Source organism: Jiella mangrovi (genome assembly GCF_017815135.1).
GTDB lineage: Bacteria > Pseudomonadota > Alphaproteobacteria > Rhizobiales > Rhizobiaceae > Jiella > Jiella mangrovi.
In genome coordinates this window covers 346,464-372,089 of the sequence record NZ_JAGJCF010000002.1, presented here as the reverse complement: position 1 = coordinate 372,089, position 25,626 = coordinate 346,464, and the positions used below count along the sequence as shown (strand labels likewise).

Here is a 25,626-nt window from a genome sequence, read left to right as displayed (position 1 = left end):
ATGCCATGACGGGGGAGATCGAGGCGATCCTGATAGCCGGCCCCACTGCCAGCGGCAAGTCGGGCCTTGCGCTGGAGCTGGCGGAGCGCCATGGCGGCGAGATCGTCAATGCCGATTCCCTGCAGGTCTATGACGGCCTGGAAATCCTGACCGCGCGACCGTCCGCAGGAGACGTTCGCCAGGTGCCCCACCATCTCTACGGCCATGTCGATCCACGATCGAACTACTCGGCAGGGGCCTATCTCAAGGATGCCGGTTCGGTGCTCGCGGCGGTGCGGGCAAGGGGCCATCTGCCGATCGTGTGCGGCGGCACCGGGCTCTATTTCAAGGCGCTGCTCGGGCTTCTCGACGAAATGCCCGCCGTGCCGGACGAAATCCGGGCGAAATGGCGGGCGCGGCTCCTGGCGGAAGGAGCTGCGGCGCTCCACCGCGAACTCGAAACGGCCGATCCGCTGGCGGCGCGGCGACTGGATCCGGCGGACGGCCAGAGAATCGCCCGGGCGCTGGAGGTCTGCGAGGCGGCAGGGTCCCCCATGTCAACGTTGCAACGTCGCGATGGAGAGGCCCTGATCGATCCTCGAAACGCCCGGAAGATCGTCCTGACACCGGATCGGGCGGAGCTGCGCCGGCGGATCGCCGAGCGCTTTGACCGCATGCTCGAAGGCGGAGCGCTGGAAGAAGTTCGCCGTTTCGAGGCACGGTTTCCCGAGCCCGGCCCGACGGCCGGCAAGGCGATCGGACTTGCGGAACTGGGCTCCTTCCTGCGGGGGGGCTCGAGCTATGAAGAGGCGCGCGAACGGTCCATCGTACGAACCCGTCAATACGCCAAGCGCCAGGAAACCTGGTTCCGGCATCAGTTCGATGACAGCTGGGAGCGCCTCGTTCCGGATGGAGCGATTTAGTCGCGGCTATCGAATGCGATTTAACAGCTCGGTAGACCCTTTGCGCTACAGATGCGTCGTCAATTCAGGGGAGCTGGACGGAACGATGAAGGTTGCCAAGGCGGAGTTGTCGGTCGCATTCGTCGTATGCGCCGTCGTCGCCGCGTCCACGATCATTTATTACAATCACGCCCTGATGGGGAACTCGCTAACCAGCGTTGCCGGCGAAGGAATCCGTCGCACCCATTCGTCGTTGACATTCTTGGCCCTCGGCCTTCTCGGCGCTGCAGCGCTCGCCGCCCTGTTCGTCATTCTGCCGCTTCTGCGCCACCACGACCGCGAGAGCGGCAAGCTCCATTCTTTGACCGGCCTTTTGAAGGAGCGATCACAGAACCTGGAGGCGGCCGCTTTGACCGATCCCCTGACCGGCATGCACAATCGCCGCTTCTTCGACGAGGCTCTGAAGCAGTTTGTCCAGGAATTCGAGCGGATCGAAAAACCCCTCGGCCTCGCGCTGATCGACCTCGATCATTTCAAGTCGATCAACGACACCCATGGACACGACATCGGCGACGAGGTGCTGCGCACGGTTGCCTACTGCCTGTTCGAGCACTCGCGGTTCCACGATGTCGTGGCCCGGATCGGCGGCGAGGAGTTCGCCGTCATCGCGCCGAACATGGATGAGAGGGACCTGCGGCGCTTTGCCGAAAAGCTGCGGTATGAACTCTCCTGCCTGTCGGTCCAGGCTGGCCATACGAGAATTGAAGTCACCGCTTCGATCGGGATCGCCGCGGCGCTTCCCAAGGACGAGCCGGCGACGATCATGAAACGGGCCGACGTCAAGCTCTATCAGGCCAAGCAGTCCGGCCGGAACCGGGTCGCGGCCTGACCCCACGTTCTCGCGGCTATTTGCCCAGCTGTCGGAACCAAGCCTCTGTCCATGCGTCTTCCTCGAAAGGGAATACACGTGATCATGAGCACATCCGAGAGCATGGCGCCGGGCGACGGCAAAGACTGGCTGAAGACGGCGGCGAGGGCAGGGTATGCGGCCCGGGGCCTGGTTTTCCTGATCGTCGGCTATTTCTCGTTTCGAGCCGCTTTCGCCAGTGGCGAAGCGATGGATACCAAGGATGCCATCGAGGTCATCGCCGGTTCGGGCTTCGGGGCCGTTCTTCTTGCGGCAATGGTGCTCGCGCTGGCGGCCTTCGCGATCTGGCGGCTCATCCAGGTTGTGATGGACGTCGATGATCACGGCAATGGCGCAAAGGGGCTCTTCGTCAGATTCGGTCTGCTGATCAGTGCCTTTTCCTATGGCGGTCTGGCAGTCTATGCGACGACGCTGCTGATCGGCAGTGCGTCGGGCGGGGAAGAAGGCGGTAGCAGCGGCAAGAGCGGCGCAATCGCCTACGCCTATGAGCAGGGCTATGGCGTCTGGCTCACCTATCTGATCGCGGCAGGCATGGCAGCAGCAGCCATCGCTCATCTCGTCAAAGCGGCGAAGGCGGGATTTGAGAAATACATGGCTCTGCCCGAGGATCGTCGGTGGTTGTTGAAGCCGATCTGCCAGTTCGGCCTGTCGGCCAGGGCTCTCACCTTTATCGTCCTTGCGGTGCTCCTGGCCTCGGGGGCAGCGGGTTACCAGTCCGGCGACACGCCGGGGCTCGATGCCGCGCTGCAGGAAATCTCCGGCTGGAGCTTCGGCTGGGCGTTTCTGTCACTGACCGGGCTGGGGCTGATTGCCTTCGGCGTCTATTCGATCACCGAAGCCGTCTATCGCCGCATCGAGATGCCGGACGTTTCGAACGTCGGTTGAGCCAGTCTGGCGCTTTTCTATCATCCAGCTGGAAAAAGCCGTTGACGGCGCTGTCTTGCCCGCCTAGCTTCTGTGCCATGAACACGAAGCTGATTCTTGTAGGTGTGCGCACACGCGTGACGGTCTGACGGCCGCCCGGCGACAGCCACGTGTGCGCGAAACAAAGGGCCCCGAGAGGCCCTTTTTTTATTGCCAAAATTTTGGGAACGAACCGCCGGACAAGACGAGGGCGGCGATGCGAAAGACGAAAACGATGGATATCAAGGCCGAAACTGAAGCACGTGAGATGACGGGCGCCGAGATGGTCGTCCAGGCGCTCGTCGACAACGGAGTGACCGACATCTTCGGCTATCCGGGCGGGGCGGTGCTGCCGATCTATGACGAGCTGTTCCAGCAGACCGAGATCCGCCACGTGCTCGTTCGCCATGAGCAGGGCGCTGGCCATGCCGCGGAAGGTTATGCCCGCGCGACGGGCAAGACCGGCGTCATGCTGGTGACGTCCGGCCCGGGCGCGACCAACGCGGTGACGGCACTGCAGGACGCGCTGATGGATTCGATCCCGCTCGTGTGCATTTCCGGCCAGGTTCCCACCACTCTGATCGGCTCCGACGCCTTTCAGGAGTGTGACACCGTCGGCATCACCCGGCCCTGCACCAAGCACAACTGGCTGGTCAAGGACGTCGCCGATCTCTCCCGTGTTCTGCACGAGGCCTTTCTGGTCGCGCGGACGGGGCGGCCGGGACCGGTGGTCGTCGATGTACCGAAGGACGTGCAGTTCGCAACCGGCATGTATTCGCCGCCGCCGCCCAGCCGCGCCCACGAGAGCTACCGTCCGCGGCTGTCGCCGGAGGCCGAGCGGGTCGCCGCGGCCGTCTCGATGCTCGCCGGCGCCAAGCGCCCGATGATCTATTCGGGCGGCGGCGTCATCAATTCCGGGCCGGAAGCGTCCAGGCTCCTGCGGGAATTCGTCGAGATGACCGGTTTTCCGATCACCTCGACCCTCATGGGGCTCGGCGCCTATCCCGCTTCCGGCAAGAGCTGGATGGGCATGCTCGGCATGCACGGCACCTACGAGGCCAATCTCGCCATGCATGGCTGCGACGTCATGCTGTGCATCGGCGCGCGCTTCGACGACCGGATCACCGGCCGCCTCGACGCCTTCTCGCCGGGTTCGAAGAAGATCCACATCGACATCGACCCGTCCTCGATCAACAAGAACGTGCGCGTCGATCTGCCGATCATCGGCGACGTCGCCCATGTCCTGAAGGAGCTGATCGCCGCATGGAAGGGCGCGGGGGCGGCGGTCGACCCGCAGTCTCTCGAGGCCTGGTGGAGCGAGATCGAGACCTGGCGCGCGCGCAACTGCCTCGCCTACAAGCCGAGTGACGAGGTGATCATGCCGCAATATGCGGTGCAGCGCCTCTACGAAGCGACGAGGCATCGCGAGACCTACGTTTCGACCGAGGTCGGGCAGCACCAGATGTGGGCGGCGCAGTTCTACGGTTTCGAGGAACCCAACCGGTGGCTGACCTCGGGCGGTCTCGGGACGATGGGCTACGGCCTGCCGGCGGCGATCGGAGCGGCGATTGCCCATCCCGATGCGCTCTCGGTCTGCATTGCCGGCGACGCCTCCGTCCTGATGAACATGCAGGAGATGTCGACCGCGGTTCAGCACCGGGCGAACGCCAAGATCTTCATTCTCAACAACCAGTATATGGGCATGGTGCGCCAGTGGCAGCAGCTTCTCCATGGCAACCGCCTGTCACACTCCTACACCGAGGCGCTGCCCGACTTCGTCAAGCTTGCGGAGGCCTACGGGGCGGTCGGAATGCGCTGCTCCAAACCGGGCGATCTCGACGAGGCCATTGCCGAGATGATCGCCGTCGATGCTCCGGTCCTGTTCGACTGCCGCGTCGCCAATCTCGCCAACTGCTTCCCGATGATCCCGTCCGGAAAGGCGCATAACGAGATCCTCCTGCCGGAAGAGGCGACCGACGAGGCGGTGGCGAGGGCGATCGACGCGAAGGACCGGGTGCTGGTTTGACGGCCATCAGAAACGACAAAAATCGGAAACGACCATGAACAATCCTGCCGTTCAGCCGCCTGCCTCGGCCTATTTCATCACGCCCGAACGCGAGACGGTGGTGGCGCGCACGCTCGCCATCCTCGTCGACAACGAGCCGGGCGTGCTCGCCCGCGTCATCGGCATGTTCTCCGGGCGCGGCTACAACATCGAGAGCCTGACCGTTTCCGAGACCGAGCACGAGAAGCATCTGTCGCGCATAACGGTCGTGACACGCGGGGCACCGCATGTGATCGAGCAGCTGAAGAGCCAGCTCGACCGCATCGTCCCTGTGCACCGGGTGGTCGATCTGACCACCAATACGGGCGACACCGGCGAAGGCCGGCCGATCGAGCGGGAACTGGCGATCATCAAGGTCGCCGGGCAGGGCGAGAAGCGGGTCGAGGCCCTGCGTCTTGCCGATGTGTTCCGGGCAAAGGTGGTCGATTCCTCGATCGAGCACTTCGTCTTCGAGATCACGGGGCGTCCGACGAAGCTCGACAAATTCGTCTCGCTGATGGCACCGCTCGGTGTCGTCGAGATCTGCCGCACGGGCGTTGCGGCGCTATCGCGCGGCAAGGCGGGAATGTAGTCGCGACATGGCCGGCTTTCCCTGCGCCGGCATGCGGTGTCGGTTCGCAAACCCCGAAGCGTTCGCTCCCGGGCCATGAACTGACCCATCGTGCCTGCGGAAATGGATTTCGATCTCCGCAGCGACCTCATGGGATGACGATGTCCGCGTCGAAATGAACGGTCGGCCTTCGGGGCGGGGTAGTTTTCTTGCCCGAAGCTTGCGCTTCGATCATCGCGGAACGGGGCCGGAAAATCGTTTCGGAAAGTAGATTTCAGGCAGGATCGGACGATTATCCTTAATCGCGGAAGTCGCATCCGCGTGCCTTGTCCTCAGCGACAACCGCGGGATCGAAATCGATAATGACGCCGAAGTGTCTTTCGTTTATCCGCTTATCCTTTCTTGGCACATGGCTACCTGCGTCAAGTTGTCTCATAAAAATCGCCTTCTGGTAGTAATTTAATCGTGGTTAATCACCGGATTGAATGATAGATTGTCTTCGGTAATAATTTTATAAACAGGCGACGAGGCATCGGAAACACGAATTCGGTAAGTCGACGCGTCAAGATATATGGAACCGGAACGGGGTGATCGACGGTTAAACTCTTTGACTGCGTCGTTAATGACATTCGCCAAGCGAAAGTCGGGTCGAAATTGCGCGGTCCCAGCGGCTTTCCGGCGCTGCTGGCCGCTCAACTCGCGGCTTTCGGGACGCGCAGTCGACGAACGCAATGGTGAGAACGTGAACGGTCGCTCCAGACGAAACTTGCGGATACTCGTCGTCGATGACGATGCGATGATCATGATCAACACCGTTTCGATGTTGACGGAGCTGGGCCACGCGACCGTCGATGCAATGTCGGGCGAGGAAGCTTTGCAGATTCTTGCAGCGCGTGACGGCGAAGCCTTCGACCTCGTGATCACCGACCACTCGATGCCACGGATGACCGGCATCGAACTTGCGATGATCGTGCGGGACAGGTGGCCGTCGATCGCGATCATCGTTGCGTCAGGATACTCCGAGGACGTGATTGGCTCCGTAGAGGTTGCCAGCGCCCACTTGCACAAGCCCTTCGGCATGCGCGAGCTCGACGCCACCATCCAGACCATCCGCAAAGACGGCTCGAAGGCGTTCGAGATGTCCGGCGCGGGCGCCCGCGGTGGCGTTCGGGCCTGAAGCGCCGTGCGTGCATCCGAATGCGCAAGCAACGCTCCTCTTCCATCATTCGCGTCCTCGGGCTTTGCCAATACCATTCCGTTTTGGCGCCGCTGACATGATGGGCCGCCGCACGTCGCACGAGCCGGGGGGCGCCCGCTGAAAAAGCTGTGGGCGGACAAGTGCCTCTCCCCGGACATCGCCCGGTTTAAAGGGCGCGCGCAGGCGGGCCTCGGCTTGATCCGACCGTCAAATCCTGCAACGCATGGCGCTCATTGCGAAGGCTCGGTGCATTCGCGAAATGTCGTCGTCCGACGCTTGCCGGATCGTTCGTCGAAGCTGTCGATCTGGATCGGGTGAGCCAGAGGACTTGTTCGCGGTCTTGCGCGCTTCGGCATTGCTCCATCCGATCGGCCTTGTCGGCCGCTCGCAGGCCCTGGCGCGCCGCACAAGACTGAGGGGGAGAATCGCCCTTGAAACTCACGCCGCAACAGGACGACGCGCTGCGCGCCGTCGCCGATTGGCTCGACAATGGCGATCAGCCGATCTTTCGCCTGTTCGGCTATGCCGGCACCGGCAAGACGACGCTGGCGAAACATTTCGCCGAAGGCATCGACGGGGCCGTGCAATTTGCCGCCTTTACCGGAAAGGCGGCACAGGTCCTGCGTTCGAAGGGGGCGAAGTCGGCTCGCACCTTGCACTCGCTGATCTATCGGCCGCGCGGCGAGGAAACGGTTGCCGACGAGACGAGCGGTGTCTCCAGGGTCTCGCCGACCTTTTCGCTCAACCGCCAGAGCCCTGTCGCCAAGGCGAAGCTCGTCATCGTCGACGAGTGTTCGATGGTCGACGAGGCGCTCGGCCGCGATCTCATGTCGTTCGGAACCCCGATCCTCGTTCTCGGCGATCCGGGGCAGCTGCCGCCGGTCTCCGGCGGCGGTTTCTTTACCGAATCGGAGCCCGATTTTCTCCTCACCGAGATTCACCGCCAGGCACGCGACAACCCGATCATCGAGATGGCGCTCGCCGTCCGTGAGGGCCGCGAGCTGATGTATGGCGACTACGGGACGACGGCCAAGGTCATTTCCAAGCGCGAGGTCGAGACCGAAAACGTGCTGGCCGCCGATCAGGTCCTCGTCGGCACCAACCGCACGCGGCGGCGCTACAATGCGCGGCTGCGGGAGCTGAAGGGCTTCGAGGGGCCGCTGCCGATGGCCGGCGACAAGCTGGTCTGCCTCAGGAACGATCCGCCGAAGGGCCTTCTCAACGGATCGCTCTGGCAAGTCATGACCGCATCGCGCGAGACGACGAAACCCGGCGTCAACCTCATCGTCAAGCCCGACGACGACGACATCGATCAGGGCGCGGCGAAGATCCGGCTACTCAAGCAGGCCTTCGAGGAGCCGGAGGCCGAGGTGCCCTGGGCGACGAAGAAGCGCTTCGACGATTTCGATTTCGGCTACGCGCTGACCGTCCATAAGGCGCAGGGCTCGCAGTGGAACGACGTCATGCTGTTCGACGAGAGCTGGGCGTTTCGCGATACCCGCGAGCGCTGGCTCTATACGGCGATCACCCGCGCGGCCGAGCGGCTGACGATCGTGCGCTGAGGTTTCCTGCCTTCGATTGAAAAAGAAATGGCCCTGACCTTCGGGGGAAAGGTCAGGGCTCGCTTGGTGGTGCGGGTATGGGGGATTATTCCGCAGGCACCATCTCTGGCGCGCGTTTCGTCGCGGGGGAAGCGAGGAACAGCCAGAGGAAGAGCAGCGCTCCCAGAATGACGATGGGGGCACCGACCATCAGGAAGAGATTGGGTTCGCCGGTCGCATCGACCATGATCTTCCCGGTGAGCAGAGTGATCGTTCCGATCTCGTAGACGGCGAACTGTACGCTGGAGAGGACGCGCTCGCGCAGCTCCGGCCACGCGCGGTGAATGACACCGAAAAGGACGGAGGCGACGAAGCCGAGCAGGCCGATATGAGCGTGCGACTGAGCGAAGTTGAAATGGCCGCTGGCGCCAAGCCAGGTGCCGAAGCCAGCGGAGAAGATCAGCCATCCGAAGCCGGTGGCTACGTAGAGTCTGTCGATGTTGCGCATGGAGCGTGATCTCGAAGGCAGCCGAAACCAACGGGAACTCCCGGGCAGCTCAGCCCAAGGAACCGTTCGGCGGACGACTTCTTAAGCCCGGCGCATTTCCTTACGATTTCGAGTTGTGTTTCGGATGTGTTTCGCGACCTTCGATTTTCAGTCCGTTCCCTGGAATGCCGCGCCCTCGAAGGTGAAAACCTCCGCGCCGTCCTGGTTCACTCCGAGGGTGGTAAAGCTTAGAATACCCCAGCCCGGCCTCGTTTCCGAGACGCGTTTGTCGACGATGGTCTGGCTGAAGGTCACGTTGTCGCCGGCATAGACCGGCTTCGGCCAGCGCATGTTCCTGAAGCCGGGGGAGGGGCCGATCTTCGGCGCCGGATTGCCGGCTTCGATCCACTCCTTCACTCTGGCATAGCGATAATCGACGTTGAGACGCATGCAGGCCGCCGCCGTATGCCAGCCCGAAGCGCAGAGACCGCCGAGGACCGACGCCTTGGCGGCCTCCGCATTCAGATGGAAGACCTGCGGGTCGTATTTCTCGGCAAAGCGGACGATGTCTTCGGCCGAAAACAGATACGACCCCAGAACGATCGGCTCGCCGATGACGAAGGTGTCCCAGAATTTCATGCGGCGATCCCTTCGCGCGTCAGAAGGAGCAGTGTGTATTCGGTTTCGAGGACGGCGACGCCCGCCTGGTTCTCGATGATCACCCCGATTTTCGTGATGCCGAGGGTGGGGCGCTTCGCCGACAGGCGGCGGGACAGCACGCGGGCCGTGCCCGTCAGAACGTCGCCGGCCCTGACAGGGGCCTTCCATTTGACGAAATCGACGCCGGGAGAACCCTGCGACGTTGAATCGCGAATGAAGCCGTCGGCCATCATGCGCATCAGCATCGAGCATGTGTGCCAGCCGGAGGCCGAGAGCGAGCCGACGAGTTCGTTGGCGCCGCCGGCCGCGTCGTCCAGATGGAACGGCTGGGGATCGAATTCGCGAGCAAATTCGATCATCTCGTCGCGATCGGCCGTGTAGGGGCCGATCGGGATCTCCAGCCCTTCCTCGAAATCCTCATAGGCGCGCTTCGTCACGTCGTTATTCTCCGTTTCTGGATGTCCCGGCGGCTTATAGGCCCGCCGCGGCTCCTGCGAAACGGCTATTCGACGAGGCTCGCCCTGCGCAGCTCGATCGCCGAGTTCTGCAGCGGCGCGTTCGCGCCCACCAGGGCGATCGTGACGATGGCAGCGCGGTTTTCAAAGCGCATTCCCTTCGGCACGTTGACGACGAAATACGCTTCCTCGCCAACCTCTTCGGCTTGCGTGAATGCGACGGTGCCGGCAAGCTGGCTGGCGCTTCCCTGCGTGAGTTCAGCGGTAGTCGTGCTGCTTGTCGTCTCCGGTGTCTTGGTCTTCGCGGCGGCCTGCTGCAGATAGACGTCGATGAAGACCGTCTCGGCCGGATCGACGGCGTGTGGCGCGAGGACGAGTGCCAGCCGTGTGGGGGCGAGGGGAGCCCGAATGCGAAGGGATGCATCCTGCTCCGGCGTTGCGATCGAAGTCGCCGCATCGTCACCGGCATCCTGCTCCAGGCGGTCCTCGGACTTTTGCGCCGTCTGCGCGCGTGCCGCCATCATGCCGGACGCGATCGCCACGCAGATCGCGAGGGCGATGGCCGCGATGCGTGCGAACGGGCGGACGGATGGTGATGGCTGCCGGCAGGATGACGGTGTCGAAAGCGTGTGCATGACCGTTATAAGCATTGCTGCGCAACGCTTCGCAAGCGTGGGCGGAACCAGTCTTAAGAAAGGGTTACCGCCGGCTCGAGACGCGCGGTCCAGTCGCCGGCCAGCCGAGGAGGCGGGAAGCCATGTCCGGAAAGATCCATCGCTACGCGGTCCGGCTCGAATGGACCGGCAACGAGGGCGAGGGAACGACGAACTACCGGGCCTATTCCCGCGATCATGTCCTGTCGGCGGACGGCAAGGCCGCGATCGAAGGCTCGGCCGATCCGGCCTTTCGGGGGGATCCGGCCCGCTGGAACCCGGAAGAGATGCTGCTCGCTTCGCTGTCGGCCTGCCATCAGCTCTGGTATCTGCATCTGTGCGCCGTCGCGGGCGTCGTCGTCACCGGCTATGCGGACGCGGCCGAAGGCGAGATGCAGGAGGCGCCGGATGGCGGCGGCGCTTTCGTCAGGGCCGTGCTGCGACCGAAAGTGACGATCGCGGCCGGCAGCGACGCGGCAAAGGCCAAGGCGTTGCATCACGGGGCGCACGAAAAATGCTTCGTCGCGCGCTCGGTGAATTTCCCGGTGCTGTGCGAGCCGGAGATCGTCGAGGCAAGGTGAGCAAGCGGCGCGGCGTTTCAGCATCTTTCGTGCTGACCAAGTTCCGGGCCGCTGCTCTCCCCATGAGGCTCAGACGTTGAACTTGAAGTTCATGATGTCGCCGTCCGCGACGACATACTCCTTGCCCTCGTCGCGGGCCTTGCCGGCCTCCTTGGCGGCGGCCTCGCCGCCGAGCGCGACGAAGTCGGCAAAGGCGATGGTCTGGGCCCGGATGAAGCCCTTCTCGAAATCGGTGTGGATGACGCCGGCGGCCTGGGGCGCCTTGGTGCCCTTGTCGATCGTCCAGGCCCGCGTTTCCTTGGGGCCGGCGGTGAAATAGGTGATGAGGTCGAGCAGCTCGTAGCCGGCGCGGATGAGCCGGTCGAGGCCGGGCTCGGTGAGGCCCATGGCTTCGAGATAGTCGCCGGTCTCGTCGTCGGGCAGCTGGGCGATTTCGGCCTCGATGGCCGCCGAAATCACCACCGAACTCGCGCCCTGGCTTTCGGCCATCTTGGCAACGGCGGCGGAATGGTCGTTGCCGGTCGCAGCGTCGGCCTCGGCGACGTTGCAGACGTAAAGCACGGGCTTGGAGGTCAGGAGGTTGAGGCCGCGCAAGAGTGCAAGCTCCTCGGGGTCGAGGCCGGAAAGCAGGACGCGCACCGGCTTGCCGTCGTTCAGCACCTCGAGCGCCTTTTCCATGACGGGCAGGACGGCGATCGCCTCCTTGTCCTTGCCGGTCGCCTTCTTGCGGGTGCCGACGACCCGGCGCTCGAGGCTTTCGAGGTCGGACAGCATCAGTTCGGTCTCGACGGTTTCGGCGTCGGCGACGGGATCGATCTTGCCCTCGACATGGACGACGTCACCGTCCTCGAAGCAGCGCAGCACATGGACGATGGCGTCCACCTCGCGGATGTTGGCGAGGAACTGGTTGCCGAGGCCTTCGCCCTTGGAAGCGCCACGCACGAGGCCTGCGATGTCGACGAAGGTGATGCGGGTCGGCAGGATGTTCGCCGACTTGGCGATCCTGGCGATGTCCTTCAGCCGGGGATCGGGCACCGGCACGTCGCCGGTGTTCGGCTCGATGGTGCAGAACGGATAGTTCGCGGCAGCAGCCGCGGCCGTCTTGGTGAGGGCGTTGAAGAGCGTCGACTTGCCGACATTCGGCAGGCCGACGATGCCGCATCTGAAACCCATGGGGCTGGTCCTTCGAAGGAATGAGTGGATCGCCGGGCGATCATGATTTTGAGGCGCTGTTTGCAGCCGAAAGGGCAAGCGGTCAACCGCGCGGAAGATCTTCCCGCCTAGTCCTTGCCGCCGAACAGCCGCTTCAGCATATCGGCCATCGGCCCCTTTTCCGGCACCTTGACCTGCGGGCCGGCGCCGCGCGCCTGGCGGATGTGGCTCTTGCCCTTCGCTGCAGGCTTTGCGGATGCCGAGCCCTTGGCGCCTGCCGGCTCTTCCCGCCCGCCCGTGGCGACACTCACCTTGTTCATGAACATCGCGTCTTCGCCGGCAACGAGGCTGTCGATATGGCGGGCGATGGCGTCGATGAAGGGCTCCAGCCATTCCCTGTCGACCTTGGCAAAATCGCCGAGGACATGCGGATTGACCCGTTCCTTCGAGCCCGGATGGCCGATGCCGAGGCGCACCCGCCTGTAATCCCTGGTGCCGAGATGGGCGTCGATGGATTTCAGCCCGTTGTGGCCGCCATGGCCGCCGCCGGTCTTCACCCGCATCTTGCCGGGCGCGAGATCGAGTTCGTCGTGGATGACGACGATGTCTTTCGGCTCGATCTTGTAAAAGCGCGCGGCCTCGCCGACCGAGCGGCCGGACTCGTTCATGAAGGTGAGTGGCTTGAGAAGCAGAACCTTCTCGCCGCCGATCATGCCCTCGGCAATCTCGCCGGAAAACTTCTTCGAAAAGCCGGGAAAGCCGTGCTGCCGGGCGATCTCGTCCACGGCCATGAAGCCGATATTATGGCGGTTGCCGGCGTATTTCGAGCCCGGATTGCCCAGACCTGAGATCAGAAACATCATGGAACTCCTCAGGGCAAACCGATCCGGGCCAGACTGGTGACAGGCGCCATTACCCGGTCCTTGCGCGACCTTCGTCTTCGGCGACCGATCGCAAAGACTGAAATCGTTGCCGCGGTCAAGACGGGTGCGCGAAGCATCGACGCATCGTCATCCCGGCCCTGAGCCGGGATCCATTCCTCTGCGCCGACATGCCCGCGCCAGCGAAATGGCCGCTCTCGCGAGGACCGATCGACCTCGCAGCGTTGATGGTTTGGAATGGGTCCCCGGTCAAGCCCGGGATGACGAAGCCCGGGATGACGACGGTTGGGTGCGGACGGCCGGACCGTGGCGGTCTCTGCCTGTGCTGCAGCCCGCGTCTCATGAAAACGGCCGGACAATGCCCGGCCGTCAAACGGTAGTGCAAGGGGAAGGAGCGTGGGCTCCTTATTCCTTGCCGGCTTCGGTCTCGCCCTCGACATTGTCGTCGGTCTGCTCGATGACCTTGGTCTCGGTGACCTCTTCGGCGCCGTCCGTCGCATCGTCGTCCTCGGAGCGGAGCGCTGCCGGGGTGGCGATGGTCGCGATGGTGAAGTCGCGATCGGTGATCGTCAGCTCGACGCCCTTCGGCAGGTTGAGAGCCGAGGCGTGGATGCCATCGTTGATCTCGAGACCGGTGAGGTCGATGGTGAAGGCTTCCGGGATGTCGCCGGCCGGGGCGTGAACCTCGACTGCGTGGCGCACGACGTTGAGCGTGCCGCCGCGCTTGAGACCGGGAGACTTCTCCTCGTTCTCGAAATGCACGGGGATCTCGACCGTCACGCGGGTCTTCTCGGAGACGCGCAGGAAATCGACATGGGTGAGGAAGTCGCGAACCGGCTCGAGCTGGTAGTCCTTCGGCAGGACCTTGATCTTCTTGCCGTTGACTTCGATCGTCGCGATCGACGTCATGAAGCCGCCGGCATGCAGCGCCAGGAAGGTTTCCTTGTAGGGCAGCGCGATCGGCAGGGGCTCTTCCTTGCCGCCATAGATGACGGCGGGGATCATGTTGTTGCGGCGCAGATGTCTGGCGGCCCCCTTGCCGACCTTCTCGCGCGCCTCGGCCTTGACCGTGAAGGTCTGGTGCATGGCGTTCGTCCTTTAGTTTTCGAGGGGTCGGCCCGGGCCCCATGCCCGAAACGACGAAAAGCGGCGCCCGCTGACGGGGCCGCTTCACTCCGCGCTGCCTCCAAGGGTGTCCGCGCGGACGAGAGAGCCTATAACGCGCCCCGCTTGGGCAGACAAGGGTCGAAGGGGCCCAAAACAGCGGCGCCCGCCGCTCGGGGGTGAGGGCGGGCGCTGGTTTCGGGTGCTGGCCTCGGCTGCGGGATCAGCCGCCGAAGATCGCCTGGAGCAGGCCGGGCTGGCGGGCCGGACCGGTCTCGGCATAGACCTTGTTCGCGCCGCGCCCGTCAGGGCCGATGACGATGACCTTGGAGCCGACCGGAACGCGGCTGTAGAGATGTTCCACGTCCTCGTTCATCATGCGGATGCAGCCCGACGACATCATGTGGCCGATCGTCCAGGGCTGGTTGGTGCCGTGGATGCGGAACATGGAATCGCGGCCGCCGCGATAGAGATACATCGCCCGGGCGCCGAGCGGGTTGCCCGGTCCGCCCTTCATATAGGCCGGCAGCTCGCGCCCCTTGGCCCGTTCGCGCCGCACCATGGTCGCCGGCGGCGTCCAGCCCGGCCACTCGGCCTTGCGGCCGAGCTTCATCGTGCCGGACCAGCCGAAGCCCTCGCGGCCGACGCCGACGCCGTAGCGCGTCGCCATGCCGTTACCCTCGACGAAATACAGGTAGCGCTTGCTGGAATCGACGATGATCGTGCCGGGCTTTTCGGAGGTCTGGATGCGCACCTCGCGGCGCATGAACTCCGGCGCCGGCTTGCGGGCCAGCATCTTTCGCAGCTGCCCCGACGGGGCATTCGCATCGACCTGCTCCCAGGAGAAGGTCGCGTAGTTGTAGCGGCGAACGGTCTCGGCCGACGCTTCGCTGGCCAGCGCGCCGACCATGCCGGCAGCCGCAAGTCCCAGGACGAACCTGTTGAGGGATTTCATCGATATTCTCCAGCCTCTCGCCCGCTTGCAGCGGCGGGCTTGTTTGGTCTTGGACCCCGGTCATTGCCGGCGCCCGGCACTGTCATCACAGCAGTTTCGCAGAATTCGTCGGCCTGCGACCACCATCTCTCACGCCGAATTCATGCCACGCATGCACCATGATTTCGCCATGTTTCGAACGCGGATCACCGGCGATCGATCCGGCGGGTGGGCGGCGGACCGATAACCTTTGCGTGAACGCGCTTATCGCCTCTGGGTTCTGGCGCGGCAAGCCCCGCCTGTCGGCCAGCGGGCCGAGGCCCGCGACGGTCGAGCACGCCCTAAAGAACGACGACCTTGGTCCCGACCCGAACGCGGTCGTAGAGATCGGTGACGTCCTCGTTGCGCATGCGGATGCAGCCTGAGGAGACGTTGCGGCCGATCGTCCAGGGCTGGTTGGTGCCGTGGATGCGATAGAGCGTCGAGCCGAGATACATGGCTCGTGCACCCAGGGGGTTGGCAGGGCCACCTTCCATGTGAGCCGGGAGGTTGCGCCCCTTCTTGCGCTCGCGGGCGATCATCTGCGCCGGCGGCGTCCAGCCGGGCCATTCGGCCTTGCGGGTGACGCGGTGGGTGCCGGTCCAGCCGAAGCCCGGCTTGCCGGTGCCGACACCGTAGCGCATCGCCGTGCCGTTTTCGCCGACGAGGTAGAGGAAGTGGGCCTTGGAATCGATGACGATCGTTCCCGGCTTCTGGCCGCCGCTATAGGCGACCTCCTGGGGCAGGAACTTCGGATCGATCGCGTGGCGCGGGTCGATCGATCGTGCGGCCGGGGCGGTCTGGCGGGCGAGGGCGGCGGTCTCGATGCTTGACGGGCTGCCGGGCGTGCGGGCCGCGAGGACGACGCCGCTGGGAGCGGCGAACTCCATCAGCCAGGAGCCGCCGACGCCCGGAGCGATCTGGACACCGGCGCGGGCGTAGCGATCCTGCGCGACGGCCCCTGTGGCGATGAGTGCAATGGACGTGGCAAGGACGGCGAAGGCGAGGCCTCGTGGCATCGATGTCTCCTCATGTGACGATCCGCCGCGGATCGTGCGGCCGGTTTCATCCGTCAGGCTCGCGCGAAAGCACCAGCGAAGGGTTAACCGCAGCCCTCCTGTTGGTAACGCTTTTTGCAAACCCTTTCATAGGGTTAACGGAACCTTTCGGGGCCCTTGCAGTCCCTTCCGTCGCACGGGGTTAGCAAGGGCGCACCGCGGGGCAGCAGCTTCGTGCAAGCAGATGATGAAAGGATGGGCAGAACACGGGTAGTGCAGATTCAAGGCATTGTGCACTGCAGCAAAGCTGCTAGCATTCCGCTCGCGCCGCCCCGTTTCATCGGGAAGGCCAAGGCCGCGAAAGTCGATGCGAGCATGCCGGCAACGCTCCGGCAGCCGGGGAAGGCGTTTGTAAGGGTAACGCGTAAGGAGAGTGGTCCGATCATTGGTCGGACGACCGTCAATCAAGCCGCAGGTGGAGGAGCGGCACCAACGATCGGAACCAAACCATGATTGCCTTGACCCTGGTCATGTGTCTCAACACCCAGCCGAACAATTGCCACGCCGAGGATGTCGCCTTCGACGGGTCGATCATGCAATGCGCCATGTTCGGCCAGGCGGTCGCCGCCAACTACATGAACGGCCGGCCGAAATGGTCCCTCAAGCGCTATCGCTGCTCGTCGCGGCGGCTGAAGGACGCCTGAGCGGCAGAGCCATCCGCCCTTGTCAGCGTCTCGTCTGCCTGACATGACCTGTGGCGATGGCACATGATCACGACATTGCGGATGGTCTCGTCCGGCGCGACGACGGCTCGCTCGGCTGCGCCTGGCATGGCGCCGATCCGCTCTATCGCCGCTATCACGACGAAGAGTGGGGGCGCCCATGCGCCGACGACGACCGGCTTTATGAAAAGCTCTGCCTGGAAGGGTTTCAGGCCGGGCTTTCGTGGCTGACGATCCTCAGGAAGCGCGAAGCCTTTCGCGCCGGCTTCGACGGCTTTTCCATCGAGCGCGTCGCGCGCATGGGCGAGGCCGATGTCGAGCGGCTGGTGAAGGATCCCGGCATCGTGCGCCATCGCGGCAAGATCGCGTCAGCGATCAACAATGCCCGGCGCGCGGCCAAAATCCAGGAAATCCACGGCTCGCTGGCGAGATTTCTCTGGTCCTTCGAGCCGGGCAAAGACGAGCGTCCCGGGGAGGTGGATATCGCCTTCGTCCGCGCCACGCCGACAAGCGCCGCGTCCACCCGCCTGTCGAAGGCCCTGAAGAATCAGGGATTCACCTTCGTCGGCGCGACGACGGTCTACGCCTTCATGCAGTCCATGGGCTTCGTCAACGACCACATCGAGGGATGTTCCGCGCGGGCGGCGTGCGAAGCGGAGCGGGCGGGGTTCAGGCGGCCGGTGCGGGGGTGACGATCAGGCGGTGATTGGCCCGGCGAGCGGGGCGTCCTCCCCCGGTGCGTGGCTTCGGGCGCAGGTTGAAACAGATGGGGTATTCGGCTGGAGCCCCTTCCTTGAAACTGGGCCCAAGGTGCTGCGCTTCGAGCTGATGATAGAACGTGGTCTGTGAGAAGCAGCCACAAGCATCAGCAAAGGAAGCGCAGCATGAAGCACTATGCTGGTTTGGATGTCTCGATGAAAGAGACGTCGGTTTGCATTGTCGACGAGACCGGCGCGGTCTGCCGGGAGATGAAGGTCATCAGCCACCCGGATGATCTGGCCCGCGTCCTGCAGAACCCGGCTTGGCAGATCGATCGGATCGGTCTCGAAGCCGGGCCCTTGTCACAATGGCTGTTCAGCGGCCTGGCGGAAGCGGGTTTGCCGGCGATCTGCATCGAGACCCGCCATGCGAAGGCGTTTTTGAAGGCGCAGGTGAACAAAACCGACCGCAACGACGCTCGCGGCATTGCACAGATGATGCGGGTCAATCTGTTCCGGCCGGTCCACGCCAAGACGCTGACGAACCAGCGGCGCCGGGCTCTCCTGACCGCTCGCAGATTGCTGCAGGAAAAGGCGATCGCCATCGAGAACGACATCCGCGGTTTGCTGCGCAACTTCGGGCTCAAGGTCGGTGTTGTCGGAACGGCCGGGTTCGACGCGCGCATTCGCGACCTCGTCGACGACAAACCGGAACTCGGTGAGATCATGACGCCTTTGCTGGCAGCCAGGCAGAAGCTGCGCGAAACCTTCATGGAGCTTCATCGCAAGCTGCTCTTGATCGCACGAGACGACGCGGTCTGCCGGCGCTTGATGACGATCCCCGGCGTCGGGCCCGTCACCTCGCTGGCGTTCATCAGCATGATCGATGCCCCGGCGCGCTTTGCCAACTCACGCGCCGTTGGCCCTGCACTGGGCTTGACGCCAACGCTTCACCAATCAGGCGAGAGCCATCGCGTCGGTCGCATCTCCCTGTGCGGGGACGGCATGGTGCGATCGCTGCTTTACGAGGCGGCACAGGTCATGTTGAGCCGGGTGAAGACATGGTCTTGGTTGAAGACCTGGGCAATGAACGTCGCCAAACGTCGCGGACGACAAAAGGCCATCGTCGCGCTCGCACGCCGGTTGGCAGTGATCATGCATCGCATGTGGAGCGACGGCACAGAGTTCCGCTGGACAAGGGAGAACGCCACTCCTACTGCAGCTTGACCGCCGCCAACGGAGGGAGAGATCAAATCGGGATCGCAAGCTCCCGAACAGTTCCACCAGCCGGTGGGACGACGTCCTTCGCGGGACGATGGACGAGGTGAGTTCGCGGTAATTCTTGTGCCGATCGCATCATCGCGATCAGGACGCGAAACAGATGGAGCCGCCTCGTTCTCCTGATCCCATCATGGGAGGGCCAATCGGCCGATCCCGAAGAGAAGCGAGGACCCGCGAAAGACGTCAAACGCCGGTGAAACGGAAAAGCTCGAAAGCGCTTGAAATCCAAAGGCCGAATAGAGAAGAATACACTAAATGTGTTCCACCAACGAGCGTCCAACGGTGATGCGCCACCTATTAGGAATAACGGTTTGGCTCTGTTCCAGACCTGTTCAATTCCATGCCTTAATCGCAAACATCCGAGGAGAACGTTATGCAGCAGCTACGCCGCATCATTATTCTGGTCTGCCACACCTTGATCGCGCTCGATCGTCTTTGGCCCTAATATCAATTGCCACCACCGTAGGCTCATTGCCTCGGTGGTGGCTCTGCTGAAACCGAATTGCCGATTCCGTTTCAGAGTTTGAGATGGTCCGCGCACTGAAAATTTCGCCATCACCCGACCAGCATAAGCCGCAGCGTCAGGGCCACGGCCCCGACCATGCCGACGCCGGCCATCCAGAACAGGACGAACCAGAGCCAGCGATGCCAGCGGGGGCTCTCGTCGGTTTCGCGTCGGACGTCATCGGGGGTCAATGGTAGCCCTCTCCCTCGCGGACCTTGCCCCGGAAGATCCAGTAGGCGAAGGCGGTGTAGATCAGGATGGTCGGGATCAGAACGGCCGCGCCGACGAGCAGGAAGATCTGGCTCGATTCCGGCGCCGCCGCTTCGAAGATCGTCACGTCCGGCGGGATGATGTCGGGGTAGAAATTGATCCCCAGCCCGACGAAGCACAGCAGGAACAGGCCGAGGGCCGAAAAGAACGGCCGGTAGTCCTTCCCCGTCCACAGCGCCTGGAACAGGCTGGCGGCGAGGAGCGCCAGGAGAACGGGCACCCAGGCGACCGTCAGGAACTGTGGGATGCTGGCAAACCAGCGCGAATAGAATTCCGGCTGCTGGAAGGGCATCCAGACGCTGACGATGCCGACTGCCGCGAGGGTGCCGAAGGCGAGAAAAGAGGCGTAGCGGCGGGCGATGTCGTGGATCTCGCCTTCGGTCTTCATCACCAGCCAGGTGGCGCCGAGGAGGGCATAGCCGACGACGACGGCAAGGCCGGTCATCAGCGAGAACGGCGTCAGCCAGTCGAACCAGCCGCCGGCATAGGCCCGGCCGGAGACCTCGATGCCCTGGACGAGGGCGCCCAGCGCAATGCCCTGGCAGAAGGCGGCGGTGAGCGAGCCGATGAAGAAGGACAGGTCCCACAGCCAGCGGCCGCGCACCGTCTTGAAACGGTATTCGAAGGCGACGCCCCGAAAGATCAAGGCGAGCAGCATGGCGATGATCGGCGCGTAGAGCGCCGGCATGATGATCGCATAGGCGAGGGGGAAGACGGCGAAGAGCCCGCCGCCGCCCAGAATCAGCCAGGTTTCGTTGCCGTCCCAGATCGGCGCGACGGAGTTCATCGCCGTGTCGCGATTCTCGTCGCGGCCGAGGAAGGGAAAGAGGATGCCCGTGCCGAGGTCGAAGCCGTCGAGGACGACATAGGCGAGGACGGCGAAGGCGATCAGGAACGCCCAGACGATCGTCAGATCCATGATCGGCTCCTATTCCGCTGGGCCGGCAAGGGAGGGCGCCGGTGTCAGGCCGGCGGTACGGATCGGCTCGTGCGGCGTATCCTCCTCATAGGGGCTCGGTGCCCTGCCCATCAGTCTCAGAATGTAGAAGGTCCCGGCACCGAAAAGCAGGAAATAGACGATGATGAAAGCCAGAAGCGAGGTTCCGACGGCCGGCGCGCTGATCGGCGAGTGGCTTTCGGCCGTGCGCAAGAGGCCGTAGACGGTGAAGGGCTGGCGGCCCATCTCGGTCGTCACCCAGCCGCAGAGGACGGCGATGAAACCGGATGGCGCCATGACGATCGCCGCCCGCTGCAGCCATCGCGACTCGTAGAGCGTTCCCCGGAACCGTTTCACCAGCGACCAGAGGCCGATGCCGAGCATGGCGAAGCCGATCGCCACCATCACCCGGAACGTCCAGAAGATGACGGTTGAATCCGGCCAGTCTTCACGCGGGAAGTCCTTGAGGCCCTTCACGACGCCGTCGAGCGAGTGCGTGAGGATCAGGGAGCCGAGATAGGGAATGTCGAGGGCGTAGTCGGTCCTTGCCGTCTCCATGTTCGGAATGCCGAACAGGGTCAGCGGCATCGGGTGATCCGTGTTGGTCTCGAAATGGCCTTCCATCGCCGCGACCTTGGCCGGCTGGTGCTCCAGCGTGTTGATGCCATGTGAGTCGCCCGCAACGATCTGCAGCGGCGCGACGACGACGGCCATCCACAGCGCCATGGAGAACATCACCCGAGCACTGGCGTTGTAGCGGTTGCGCAGGAGATGGAACGCGCCGACACCGCCGACGACGAAGGCGGTCGTGAGGTAAGCCGCGAGAACCATGTGGACGAGGCGGTAGGGGAAGGACGGGTTGAAGACGATGGCCCACCAATCCTCGGGAATGAACTGGCCGTTCGCAGCGATCGCGTAGCCCTGCGGTGTCTGCATCCAGGAATTCACCGACAGGATCCAAAAGGCGGAAAACAGCGTGCCGATCGCCACGACCAGGCTCGCGAAGAAATGCAGGCCGTTGCCGACCCTCTTCTGGCCGAACAGCATGATGCCGAGGAAGCCGGCCTCGAGAAAGAAAGCCGAGAGCACCTCGTAGCCCATCATAGGCCCGAGCACCGGCCCGGTCTTGTCTGAAAACACCGACCAGTTGGTGCCGAACTGGTAGCTCATCACGATGCCGGAGACGACGCCCATGCCGAAGGAGATCGCGAAGATCTTCACCCAGTATTTGAACGTGTCCATATAGACGGGCTTGCCGGTCGCCAGCCACAGGCCTTCGAGAACCGCCAGATAGGACGCAAGTCCGATCGAGAAGGCCGGGAAGATGATGTGAAACGAGACCGTGAAGGCGAACTGGAACCGAGCCAGATTGACGGGGTCGAATCCTTCGAACATCGGACGGGCTCCTTGCTGTTTCGTTCGGGCGTGGTGTGCACCCAATATAAGCATTGTGCAACGCAGCGCGGACGAAATGCGGCGATTTTCTGCGCAGATGCGCTATGCATTTTCATGGCGACTGGAACACAAGGTGGTGACCATGGACGAGACACGGGCGAAAGGCTTGGTGAAAACGATCTTCACCGCCTGCGTCGACGCCGCGCATCCCTCGCGGATCCTGGCGAGGCATCTGCCTGACGCGCCAAACGGCCGGATCGTCGTTCTGGCAGCGGGCAAGGCCGCCGCGTCGATGGCATCGGCCGCCTTCGAGCACTACACCAAAACGCATGGGCTCGACCCCGCTTCGATCAGCGGCGTTGCCGTGACGCGCGACGGCTACGCCGTGCCTGCCGGAACGATCCGGGTGGTCGAGGCCGGTCACCCGATGCCGAACGAGGCAGGGCTTGCGGCGACGCAGGAGGTGCTGGAACTGGCGAAAGGCGCCGGCAAGGGCGATCTCGTGCTCGCTTTGATCTCCGGTGGCGGCTCGGCCAACTGGTTGGCACCTGCCAAAGGCGTGACCCTCGCCGACAAGCAGGCGGTGACGAAAGCGCTCCTGCGCAGCGGCGCCGGCATCGGCGAGATCAACTGCGTACGCAAGCATCTGTCGAGGATCAAGGGCGGACGGCTTGCTGCGGCTGCGCGGGCGAACGGCGCGAGGTTGGTAACGCTGGCGATTTCCGACGTGCCGGGCGACGATCCGAGCGTCATCGCCTCGGGGCCGACGGTGCCGGATGCAACGACGCTGGCCGAGGCGCTGGCGATCGTCGAGCGGCGCGGCATCGCTTTGCCGGAGAGCTGCAAAGCAGCGCTGAACGATCCGGCGAATGAAAGCCCGAAGCCGGGCGATCCGGCCTTCGACGGGGCAGACTTCGCGATCATCGCGACGCCGGCCGAGGCGCTGGCAACCGCCGAGAAGGCGGCGTTCGCGGCGGGCTACCCAGTCGAAAATCTCGGCGCCGACGTCGAGGGCGAGGCGCGAGAGGTCGCGGCCGAACACGCCGAACTGGCGCTGGCAGCCAAGGAGCGGGGTGAGAAACTCGCGATCCTGTCCGGCGGCGAACTGACGGTGACGATCCGCGGCGAGGGGAGGGGCGGCCCGAACCAGGAATATGCTTTGGCGCTCGCCCTTGCCCTGAACGGCGCCGAGGGGATCGCCGCGCTCTCCGGCGATACCGACGGCACCGACGGCGGCACGGGCCTTGCGACCGACCCGGCCGGCGCCTTCGTCCTGCCCACGACCTTGAAGCGGGCGCAGGAAGCGGGGATCGATCCGGCCGCGTCACTGGCGGGCAACGACTCGACCGGCTTCTTTTCGGCGATCGGTGATCTCTACGAGCCCGGTCCGACCCATACCAATGTGAATGACTGCCGGGTGATCCTGGTGGGGTGAGGCTGCCAAGATTGGTGAATGGGGGATCCTGTGATCCTTATTGCGAGAATGGCGGCTTCAATCTGATAGAGTAATTTCCAACACTCGCACACGACTGGACGGATGAGAGACCAATGACGCGTGTCGAAAGAATCGAAACCGAGATCGAGCAGTTTTCCGACGAAGAACTCATTCGCTTCCGGGAGTGGTACGATGCGTTCGAAGCGAGGCGGTTCGATCATGCGATCGAGGCAGACGCGCAGGCCGGCAGGCTCGACAGTTTGGCCGACGAAGCTCTCGGGGAATTTCAGGCGGGCCGGACGCGCTCGTTTTGAAACATCAGGCGACCAGCGCATTCTGGGACGCCTATGATCGCCTTCCGACGGCCGTCCAGAAACTGGCCGATCGGAATTTCCAGTTGTTGAAAGCCGATCCCTCGCATCCCTCGCTGCGCCTCAAGCCGGTCGGGCGGCTCTGGTCGGTTCGTGTCGGCTTGCGGTATCGCGCGCTTGCCACCCGGCACGAAGACACCCTCATCTGGTTCTGGATCGGCAGCCATGCAGCCTACGATCAGCTGGTCGGTCGGTGATGAACGCCAGCGTTCGCGGCACTCTCGCGCGTTGATCCGTGAGCTTCCCACGAGAAATCCACGCCGCGCCCGCCGCGCGATTCTGTGGACAGCGCCGTCTGTTGCGGCCATGTGACGGCTTTGCCGTGCTAGGCTGACGAGTGTTATCGGCATGCTCCCAGGCGTCGCCGATGCCGTCTCCGCCGACCGCCCCCCAATCACTCGAAAGGCAGATGATGACCGTCGCCGTCGATCTCGGCACGACCCAGAACGGTGAGCCGGCCGAACTCGATCTCGAAGAGCTTCTGTCGACGCGGCTTCTCGTCCAGGGCAATTCCGGCTCCGGCAAGTCGCATCTCCTCCGTCGGCTCCTGGAGCGCAGCGCCGGCCACGTGCAGCAGGCGATCATCGATCCGGAGGGCGACTTCGTCACGCTGGCCGAGAAATACGGCCACGTCGTCGTCGATGCCAACCGCACGCCGGCCGAGCTGACGCGGATTGCCGGGCGCATTCGCCAGCACCGCGCCTCCGTCGTGCTCGATCTCGAAGGCCTCGACGCCGAAGTGCAGATGCTGTGCTCGGCGGCCTTTCTCAACGGGCTTTTCGATGCCGACCGGGCATTCTGGTTTCCGATGCTGATCGCCGTCGACGAGGCGCATCTCTTCGCGCCGTCGATGTCCGGCGAGCATTCGGAGGAGGCGCGAAAGGCCTCGCTCGGCGCGATGACCAATCTGATGTGCCGCGGGCGAAAGCGCGGTCTGGCCGGCGTCATCGCCACCCAGCGCCTTGCCAAGCTCGCCAAGAACGTCGCCGCCGAGGCCTCGAATTTCCTGATGGGCCGCACCTTCCTCGATATCGACATGGCGCGGGCCGCCGATCTTCTCGGCATGGACAAGCGCGCCGCCGAGCGGTTCCGCGATCTCAATACCGGCGAGTTCGTGGCGCTCGGACCGGCCCTCTATCGCCGCCCTCTGCCGATCCGCATCGGGCCGACGGAGACCCATTCGAAGGCCGGCCGGCCGATCCTTGCGCCGCTGCCCGAGCTTGCGCCGGAAGACCTCGCCGATCTCGTCTTCACAGCGACGCCGGAGGAAGAGGCTGCCGAACGCCGCCAGTCACGCCGGGCGACGCCGGGTTTTCCGCCGCCGCCTCCCGCTCCGCGCGCCGAGCCGGCGAACACCGCCGTGCCGACCCGGGCGATCCTGGAGCGTGTCAGCCAGAGCCCGTCCGTCTCCGAGCCGGTGGAGGAGGACGACCCGCGTTCGTCGCAGGAGCGCGCGGCCGCCGTCGATGCGATTTTCGCGGAGATGCTGGAAGACCCCGAAGCCGCCTTCCGCCCGGTGCCGGTGCTCTATCAGGAGTTCCTCACCCACTGCCGGCTGAAGCGCATCTCCGGCGCGGCCACCGACATGACGGCCTTTCGCCGCCGGCTGTCGCTGGCGAGAGCCGGCATCGGCGAGGAGACCGACGATCCCGAATGGCAGACGGTGATCGAGCGGGCGGGCGAACTGCCCGAAGAGATGCAGGGCGTCTTCATGATGCTCGCCAGAGCCGCCCGGGACGAGGCCGAGTGCCCCTCGGACGAGGCGCTGGCGCGGGCCTATGGCAGCCACTCGCCGTCGCGCGGCCGGTTCCTTCTGTCGTTCATGGACGAGCGCGGCCTGATCAAGGCCGATCGCGACTTCCGCGGCAACCGGGTGGTGACCATCGGCGGCACGGACTGGCGGACCAAGCTGCCGGAGGTCCGGCTCGACAATATCGACGAGGCGCGAGCACGGCGCGCGGCCAGGCTGGCGCGGCAGGGCGGCTGAGCGCGTTGACTTGTT

General features: G+C 64.2%; 28 protein-coding genes. 15 read left to right on the top strand and 13 right to left on the bottom strand.

The window, feature by feature from the left end; all coding sequences use genetic code 11:
- Positions 1 to 5 precede the first annotated feature (5 nt).
- From miaA to ilvN, 5 genes are all read left to right on the top strand, one after another.
- A complete protein-coding gene (gene miaA, locus J6595_RS04645; RefSeq protein ID WP_209593264.1) occupies positions 6 to 902 on the top strand; it encodes a tRNA (adenosine(37)-N6)-dimethylallyltransferase MiaA in 897 nt (298 codons plus the stop codon).
- 85 nt (positions 903 to 987) lie between these two features.
- The gene (locus J6595_RS04640) at positions 988 to 1,770 is read left to right on the top strand and encodes a GGDEF domain-containing protein (RefSeq protein ID WP_209593263.1); all 783 of its coding nucleotides are present in this window, start codon (positions 988 to 990) and stop codon (positions 1,768 to 1,770) included.
- An 84-nt stretch (positions 1,771 to 1,854) separates the two neighbouring features.
- The gene (locus J6595_RS04635; protein WP_209593262.1) at positions 1,855 to 2,694 is read left to right on the top strand and encodes a DUF1206 domain-containing protein; all 840 of its coding nucleotides are present in this window, start codon (positions 1,855 to 1,857) and stop codon (positions 2,692 to 2,694) included.
- A 253-nt stretch (positions 2,695 to 2,947) separates the two neighbouring features.
- Positions 2,948 to 4,738, top strand: a complete 1,791-nt coding sequence (locus J6595_RS04630) for an acetolactate synthase 3 large subunit (protein WP_280890288.1) — start codon at positions 2,948 to 2,950, stop codon at positions 4,736 to 4,738.
- 34 nt (positions 4,739 to 4,772) lie between these two features.
- Entirely contained in the window at positions 4,773 to 5,348 is a 576-nt protein-coding gene (ilvN, locus tag J6595_RS04625) for an acetolactate synthase small subunit (RefSeq protein ID WP_209593260.1), read from the top strand.
- A gap of 438 nt (positions 5,349 to 5,786) precedes the next feature.
- Here the strand turns inward: ilvN and J6595_RS22460 are convergent, their stop codons facing one another.
- Positions 5,787 to 6,131, bottom strand: a complete 345-nt coding sequence (locus tag J6595_RS22460; protein WP_245197611.1) for a hypothetical protein — start codon at positions 6,129 to 6,131, stop codon at positions 5,787 to 5,789.
- Between J6595_RS22460 and J6595_RS22455 the strand changes: the two genes are divergently transcribed.
- Together J6595_RS22455 and J6595_RS04615 are read left to right on the top strand one after the other, a co-directional pair.
- Positions 6,124 to 6,504: a response regulator gene (locus J6595_RS22455; RefSeq protein WP_245197610.1), complete on the top strand. Its 381-nt coding sequence runs from the start codon at positions 6,124 to 6,126 to the stop codon at positions 6,502 to 6,504. The genes J6595_RS22460 and J6595_RS22455 overlap by 8 nt on opposite strands.
- Before the next feature lie 452 nt (positions 6,505 to 6,956).
- Entirely contained in the window at positions 6,957 to 8,087 is a 1,131-nt protein-coding gene (locus tag J6595_RS04615) for an ATP-dependent DNA helicase (RefSeq protein ID WP_209593258.1), read from the top strand.
- An 85-nt stretch (positions 8,088 to 8,172) separates the two neighbouring features.
- Here the strand turns inward: J6595_RS04615 and J6595_RS04610 are convergent, their stop codons facing one another.
- The 4 genes from J6595_RS04610 to J6595_RS04595 form a co-directional block, all read right to left on the bottom strand.
- On the bottom strand, positions 8,173 to 8,574 hold the full coding sequence (locus J6595_RS04610) for a hypothetical protein (protein ID WP_209593257.1): 402 nt from the start codon (positions 8,572 to 8,574) through the stop codon (positions 8,173 to 8,175).
- 147 nt (positions 8,575 to 8,721) lie between these two features.
- The gene (locus J6595_RS04605; RefSeq protein WP_209593256.1) at positions 8,722 to 9,192 is read right to left on the bottom strand and encodes a MaoC family dehydratase; all 471 of its coding nucleotides are present in this window, start codon (positions 9,190 to 9,192) and stop codon (positions 8,722 to 8,724) included.
- A complete protein-coding gene (locus tag J6595_RS04600) occupies positions 9,189 to 9,650 on the bottom strand; it encodes a MaoC family dehydratase (RefSeq protein WP_209593255.1) in 462 nt (153 codons plus the stop codon). Before J6595_RS04600 ends, J6595_RS04605 begins: the two co-directional genes overlap by 4 nt.
- Positions 9,651 to 9,715: 65 nt before the next feature.
- Positions 9,716 to 10,210, bottom strand: a complete 495-nt coding sequence (locus J6595_RS04595) for a hypothetical protein (RefSeq protein ID WP_209593254.1) — start codon at positions 10,208 to 10,210, stop codon at positions 9,716 to 9,718.
- A 215-nt stretch (positions 10,211 to 10,425) separates the two neighbouring features.
- Here J6595_RS04595 and J6595_RS04590 point away from each other — a divergent pair, with 215 nt between their 5' ends.
- Positions 10,426 to 10,902, top strand: a complete 477-nt coding sequence (locus J6595_RS04590) for an OsmC family protein (protein WP_209593253.1) — start codon at positions 10,426 to 10,428, stop codon at positions 10,900 to 10,902.
- Positions 10,903 to 10,971: 69 nt separating this feature from the next.
- Here the strand turns inward: J6595_RS04590 and ychF are convergent, their stop codons facing one another.
- The 5 genes from ychF to J6595_RS04565 form a co-directional block, all read right to left on the bottom strand.
- Positions 10,972 to 12,075, bottom strand: coding sequence for a redox-regulated ATPase YchF (ychF, locus tag J6595_RS04585; RefSeq protein WP_209593252.1), 1,104 nt, complete (start codon positions 12,073 to 12,075; stop codon positions 10,972 to 10,974).
- Between the two features lie 107 nt (positions 12,076 to 12,182).
- Positions 12,183 to 12,914 carry an aminoacyl-tRNA hydrolase gene (gene pth, locus J6595_RS04580; protein ID WP_209593400.1) on the bottom strand — a complete coding sequence of 244 codons (732 nt, stop codon included), beginning with the start codon at positions 12,912 to 12,914 and terminating at the stop codon, positions 12,183 to 12,185.
- Between the two features lie 426 nt (positions 12,915 to 13,340).
- Entirely contained in the window at positions 13,341 to 14,021 is a 681-nt protein-coding gene (locus J6595_RS04575) for a 50S ribosomal protein L25/general stress protein Ctc (protein ID WP_209593251.1), read from the bottom strand.
- 241 nt (positions 14,022 to 14,262) lie between these two features.
- Complete coding sequence (locus tag J6595_RS04570) at positions 14,263 to 14,994, bottom strand: L,D-transpeptidase (RefSeq protein ID WP_245197609.1); 732 nt, start codon at positions 14,992 to 14,994, stop codon at positions 14,263 to 14,265.
- 320 nt (positions 14,995 to 15,314) lie between these two features.
- Positions 15,315 to 16,031, bottom strand: coding sequence for a L,D-transpeptidase (locus J6595_RS04565; RefSeq protein ID WP_209593250.1), 717 nt, complete (start codon positions 16,029 to 16,031; stop codon positions 15,315 to 15,317).
- 488 nt (positions 16,032 to 16,519) lie between these two features.
- Between J6595_RS04565 and J6595_RS04560 the strand changes: the two genes are divergently transcribed.
- The 3 genes from J6595_RS04560 to J6595_RS04550 all read left to right on the top strand — a co-directional run bounded on the left by J6595_RS04560 (position 16,520) and on the right by J6595_RS04550 (position 18,657).
- Entirely contained in the window at positions 16,520 to 16,714 is a 195-nt protein-coding gene (locus J6595_RS04560; protein ID WP_209593249.1) for a hypothetical protein, read from the top strand.
- Positions 16,715 to 16,770: 56 nt separating this feature from the next.
- Positions 16,771 to 17,424 carry a DNA-3-methyladenine glycosylase I gene (locus tag J6595_RS04555; RefSeq protein ID WP_209593248.1) on the top strand — a complete coding sequence of 218 codons (654 nt, stop codon included), beginning with the start codon at positions 16,771 to 16,773 and terminating at the stop codon, positions 17,422 to 17,424.
- Positions 17,425 to 17,616: 192 nt separating this feature from the next.
- Entirely contained in the window at positions 17,617 to 18,657 is a 1,041-nt protein-coding gene (locus J6595_RS04550) for an IS110 family RNA-guided transposase (protein WP_209593398.1), read from the top strand.
- 609 nt (positions 18,658 to 19,266) lie between these two features.
- Here J6595_RS04550 and J6595_RS04545 read toward each other — a convergent pair.
- The 3 genes from J6595_RS04545 to J6595_RS04535 are packed head-to-tail and all read right to left on the bottom strand — an operon-like array spanning position 19,267 to position 21,818.
- A complete protein-coding gene (locus J6595_RS04545; protein WP_209593247.1) occupies positions 19,267 to 19,407 on the bottom strand; it encodes a DUF2474 domain-containing protein in 141 nt (46 codons plus the stop codon).
- Positions 19,404 to 20,405 (bottom strand): cytochrome d ubiquinol oxidase subunit II, encoded by a 1,002-nt coding sequence (gene cydB, locus J6595_RS04540; RefSeq protein ID WP_209593246.1) that lies wholly within the window; start codon positions 20,403 to 20,405, stop codon positions 19,404 to 19,406. Before cydB ends, J6595_RS04545 begins: the two co-directional genes overlap by 4 nt.
- A 9-nt stretch (positions 20,406 to 20,414) precedes the next feature.
- The gene (locus J6595_RS04535; protein ID WP_209593245.1) at positions 20,415 to 21,818 is read right to left on the bottom strand and encodes a cytochrome ubiquinol oxidase subunit I; all 1,404 of its coding nucleotides are present in this window, start codon (positions 21,816 to 21,818) and stop codon (positions 20,415 to 20,417) included.
- Between the two features lie 142 nt (positions 21,819 to 21,960).
- On the opposite strand from J6595_RS04535, the gene J6595_RS04530 reads away from it, so the two are divergent.
- The 4 genes from J6595_RS04530 (at position 21,961) to J6595_RS04515 (ending at position 25,611) form a co-directional block, all read left to right on the top strand.
- Complete coding sequence (locus J6595_RS04530; protein WP_209593397.1) at positions 21,961 to 23,253, top strand: glycerate kinase type-2 family protein; 1,293 nt, start codon at positions 21,961 to 21,963, stop codon at positions 23,251 to 23,253.
- 113 nt (positions 23,254 to 23,366) lie between these two features.
- Positions 23,367 to 23,567: a hypothetical protein gene (locus J6595_RS04525; RefSeq protein WP_209593244.1), complete on the top strand. Its 201-nt coding sequence runs from the start codon at positions 23,367 to 23,369 to the stop codon at positions 23,565 to 23,567.
- Entirely contained in the window at positions 23,564 to 23,821 is a 258-nt protein-coding gene (locus J6595_RS04520) for a type II toxin-antitoxin system RelE family toxin (protein WP_209593243.1), read from the top strand. Before J6595_RS04525 ends, J6595_RS04520 begins: the two co-directional genes overlap by 4 nt.
- 215 nt (positions 23,822 to 24,036) lie before the next feature.
- Positions 24,037 to 25,611, top strand: coding sequence for an ATP-binding protein (locus J6595_RS04515; protein WP_209593396.1), 1,575 nt, complete (start codon positions 24,037 to 24,039; stop codon positions 25,609 to 25,611).
- Positions 25,612 to 25,626: the final 15 nt, after the last annotated feature.

Coding starts and splice junctions, on each gene's coding strand:
- miaA (WP_209593264.1), top strand. CDS start 6: ATGACGGGGGAGATCGAGGCGATCCTGATAGCCGGCCCCACTGCCAGC.
- J6595_RS04640 (WP_209593263.1), top strand. CDS start 988: ATGAAGGTTGCCAAGGCGGAGTTGTCGGTCGCATTCGTCGTATGCGCC.
- J6595_RS04635 (WP_209593262.1), top strand. CDS start 1,855: ATGAGCACATCCGAGAGCATGGCGCCGGGCGACGGCAAAGACTGGCTG.
- J6595_RS04630 (WP_280890288.1), top strand. CDS start 2,948: ATGGATATCAAGGCCGAAACTGAAGCACGTGAGATGACGGGCGCCGAG.
- ilvN (WP_209593260.1), top strand. CDS start 4,773: ATGAACAATCCTGCCGTTCAGCCGCCTGCCTCGGCCTATTTCATCACG.
- J6595_RS22455 (WP_245197610.1), top strand. CDS start 6,124: ATGATCATGATCAACACCGTTTCGATGTTGACGGAGCTGGGCCACGCG.
- J6595_RS22460 (WP_245197611.1), bottom strand. CDS start 6,131: ATGATCATCGCATCGTCATCGACGACGAGTATCCGCAAGTTTCGTCTG.
- J6595_RS04610 (WP_209593257.1), bottom strand. CDS start 8,574: ATGCGCAACATCGACAGACTCTACGTAGCCACCGGCTTCGGATGGCTG.
- J6595_RS04605 (WP_209593256.1), bottom strand. CDS start 9,192: ATGAAATTCTGGGACACCTTCGTCATCGGCGAGCCGATCGTTCTGGGG.
- J6595_RS04590 (WP_209593253.1), top strand. CDS start 10,426: ATGTCCGGAAAGATCCATCGCTACGCGGTCCGGCTCGAATGGACCGGC.
- ychF (WP_209593252.1), bottom strand. CDS start 12,075: ATGGGTTTCAGATGCGGCATCGTCGGCCTGCCGAATGTCGGCAAGTCG.
- pth (WP_209593400.1), bottom strand. CDS start 12,914: ATGTTTCTGATCTCAGGTCTGGGCAATCCGGGCTCGAAATACGCCGGC.
- J6595_RS04575 (WP_209593251.1), bottom strand. CDS start 14,021: ATGCACCAGACCTTCACGGTCAAGGCCGAGGCGCGCGAGAAGGTCGGC.
- J6595_RS04570 (WP_245197609.1), bottom strand. CDS start 14,994: ATGAAATCCCTCAACAGGTTCGTCCTGGGACTTGCGGCTGCCGGCATG.
- J6595_RS04565 (WP_209593250.1), bottom strand. CDS start 16,031: ATGCCACGAGGCCTCGCCTTCGCCGTCCTTGCCACGTCCATTGCACTC.
- J6595_RS04560 (WP_209593249.1), top strand. CDS start 16,520: ATGATTGCCTTGACCCTGGTCATGTGTCTCAACACCCAGCCGAACAAT.
- J6595_RS04555 (WP_209593248.1), top strand. CDS start 16,771: ATGGCACATGATCACGACATTGCGGATGGTCTCGTCCGGCGCGACGAC.
- J6595_RS04550 (WP_209593398.1), top strand. CDS start 17,617: ATGAAGCACTATGCTGGTTTGGATGTCTCGATGAAAGAGACGTCGGTT.
- cydB (WP_209593246.1), bottom strand. CDS start 20,405: ATGGATCTGACGATCGTCTGGGCGTTCCTGATCGCCTTCGCCGTCCTC.
- J6595_RS04535 (WP_209593245.1), bottom strand. CDS start 21,818: ATGTTCGAAGGATTCGACCCCGTCAATCTGGCTCGGTTCCAGTTCGCC.
- J6595_RS04530 (WP_209593397.1), top strand. CDS start 21,961: ATGGACGAGACACGGGCGAAAGGCTTGGTGAAAACGATCTTCACCGCC.
- J6595_RS04525 (WP_209593244.1), top strand. CDS start 23,367: ATGACGCGTGTCGAAAGAATCGAAACCGAGATCGAGCAGTTTTCCGAC.
- J6595_RS04515 (WP_209593396.1), top strand. CDS start 24,037: ATGACCGTCGCCGTCGATCTCGGCACGACCCAGAACGGTGAGCCGGCC.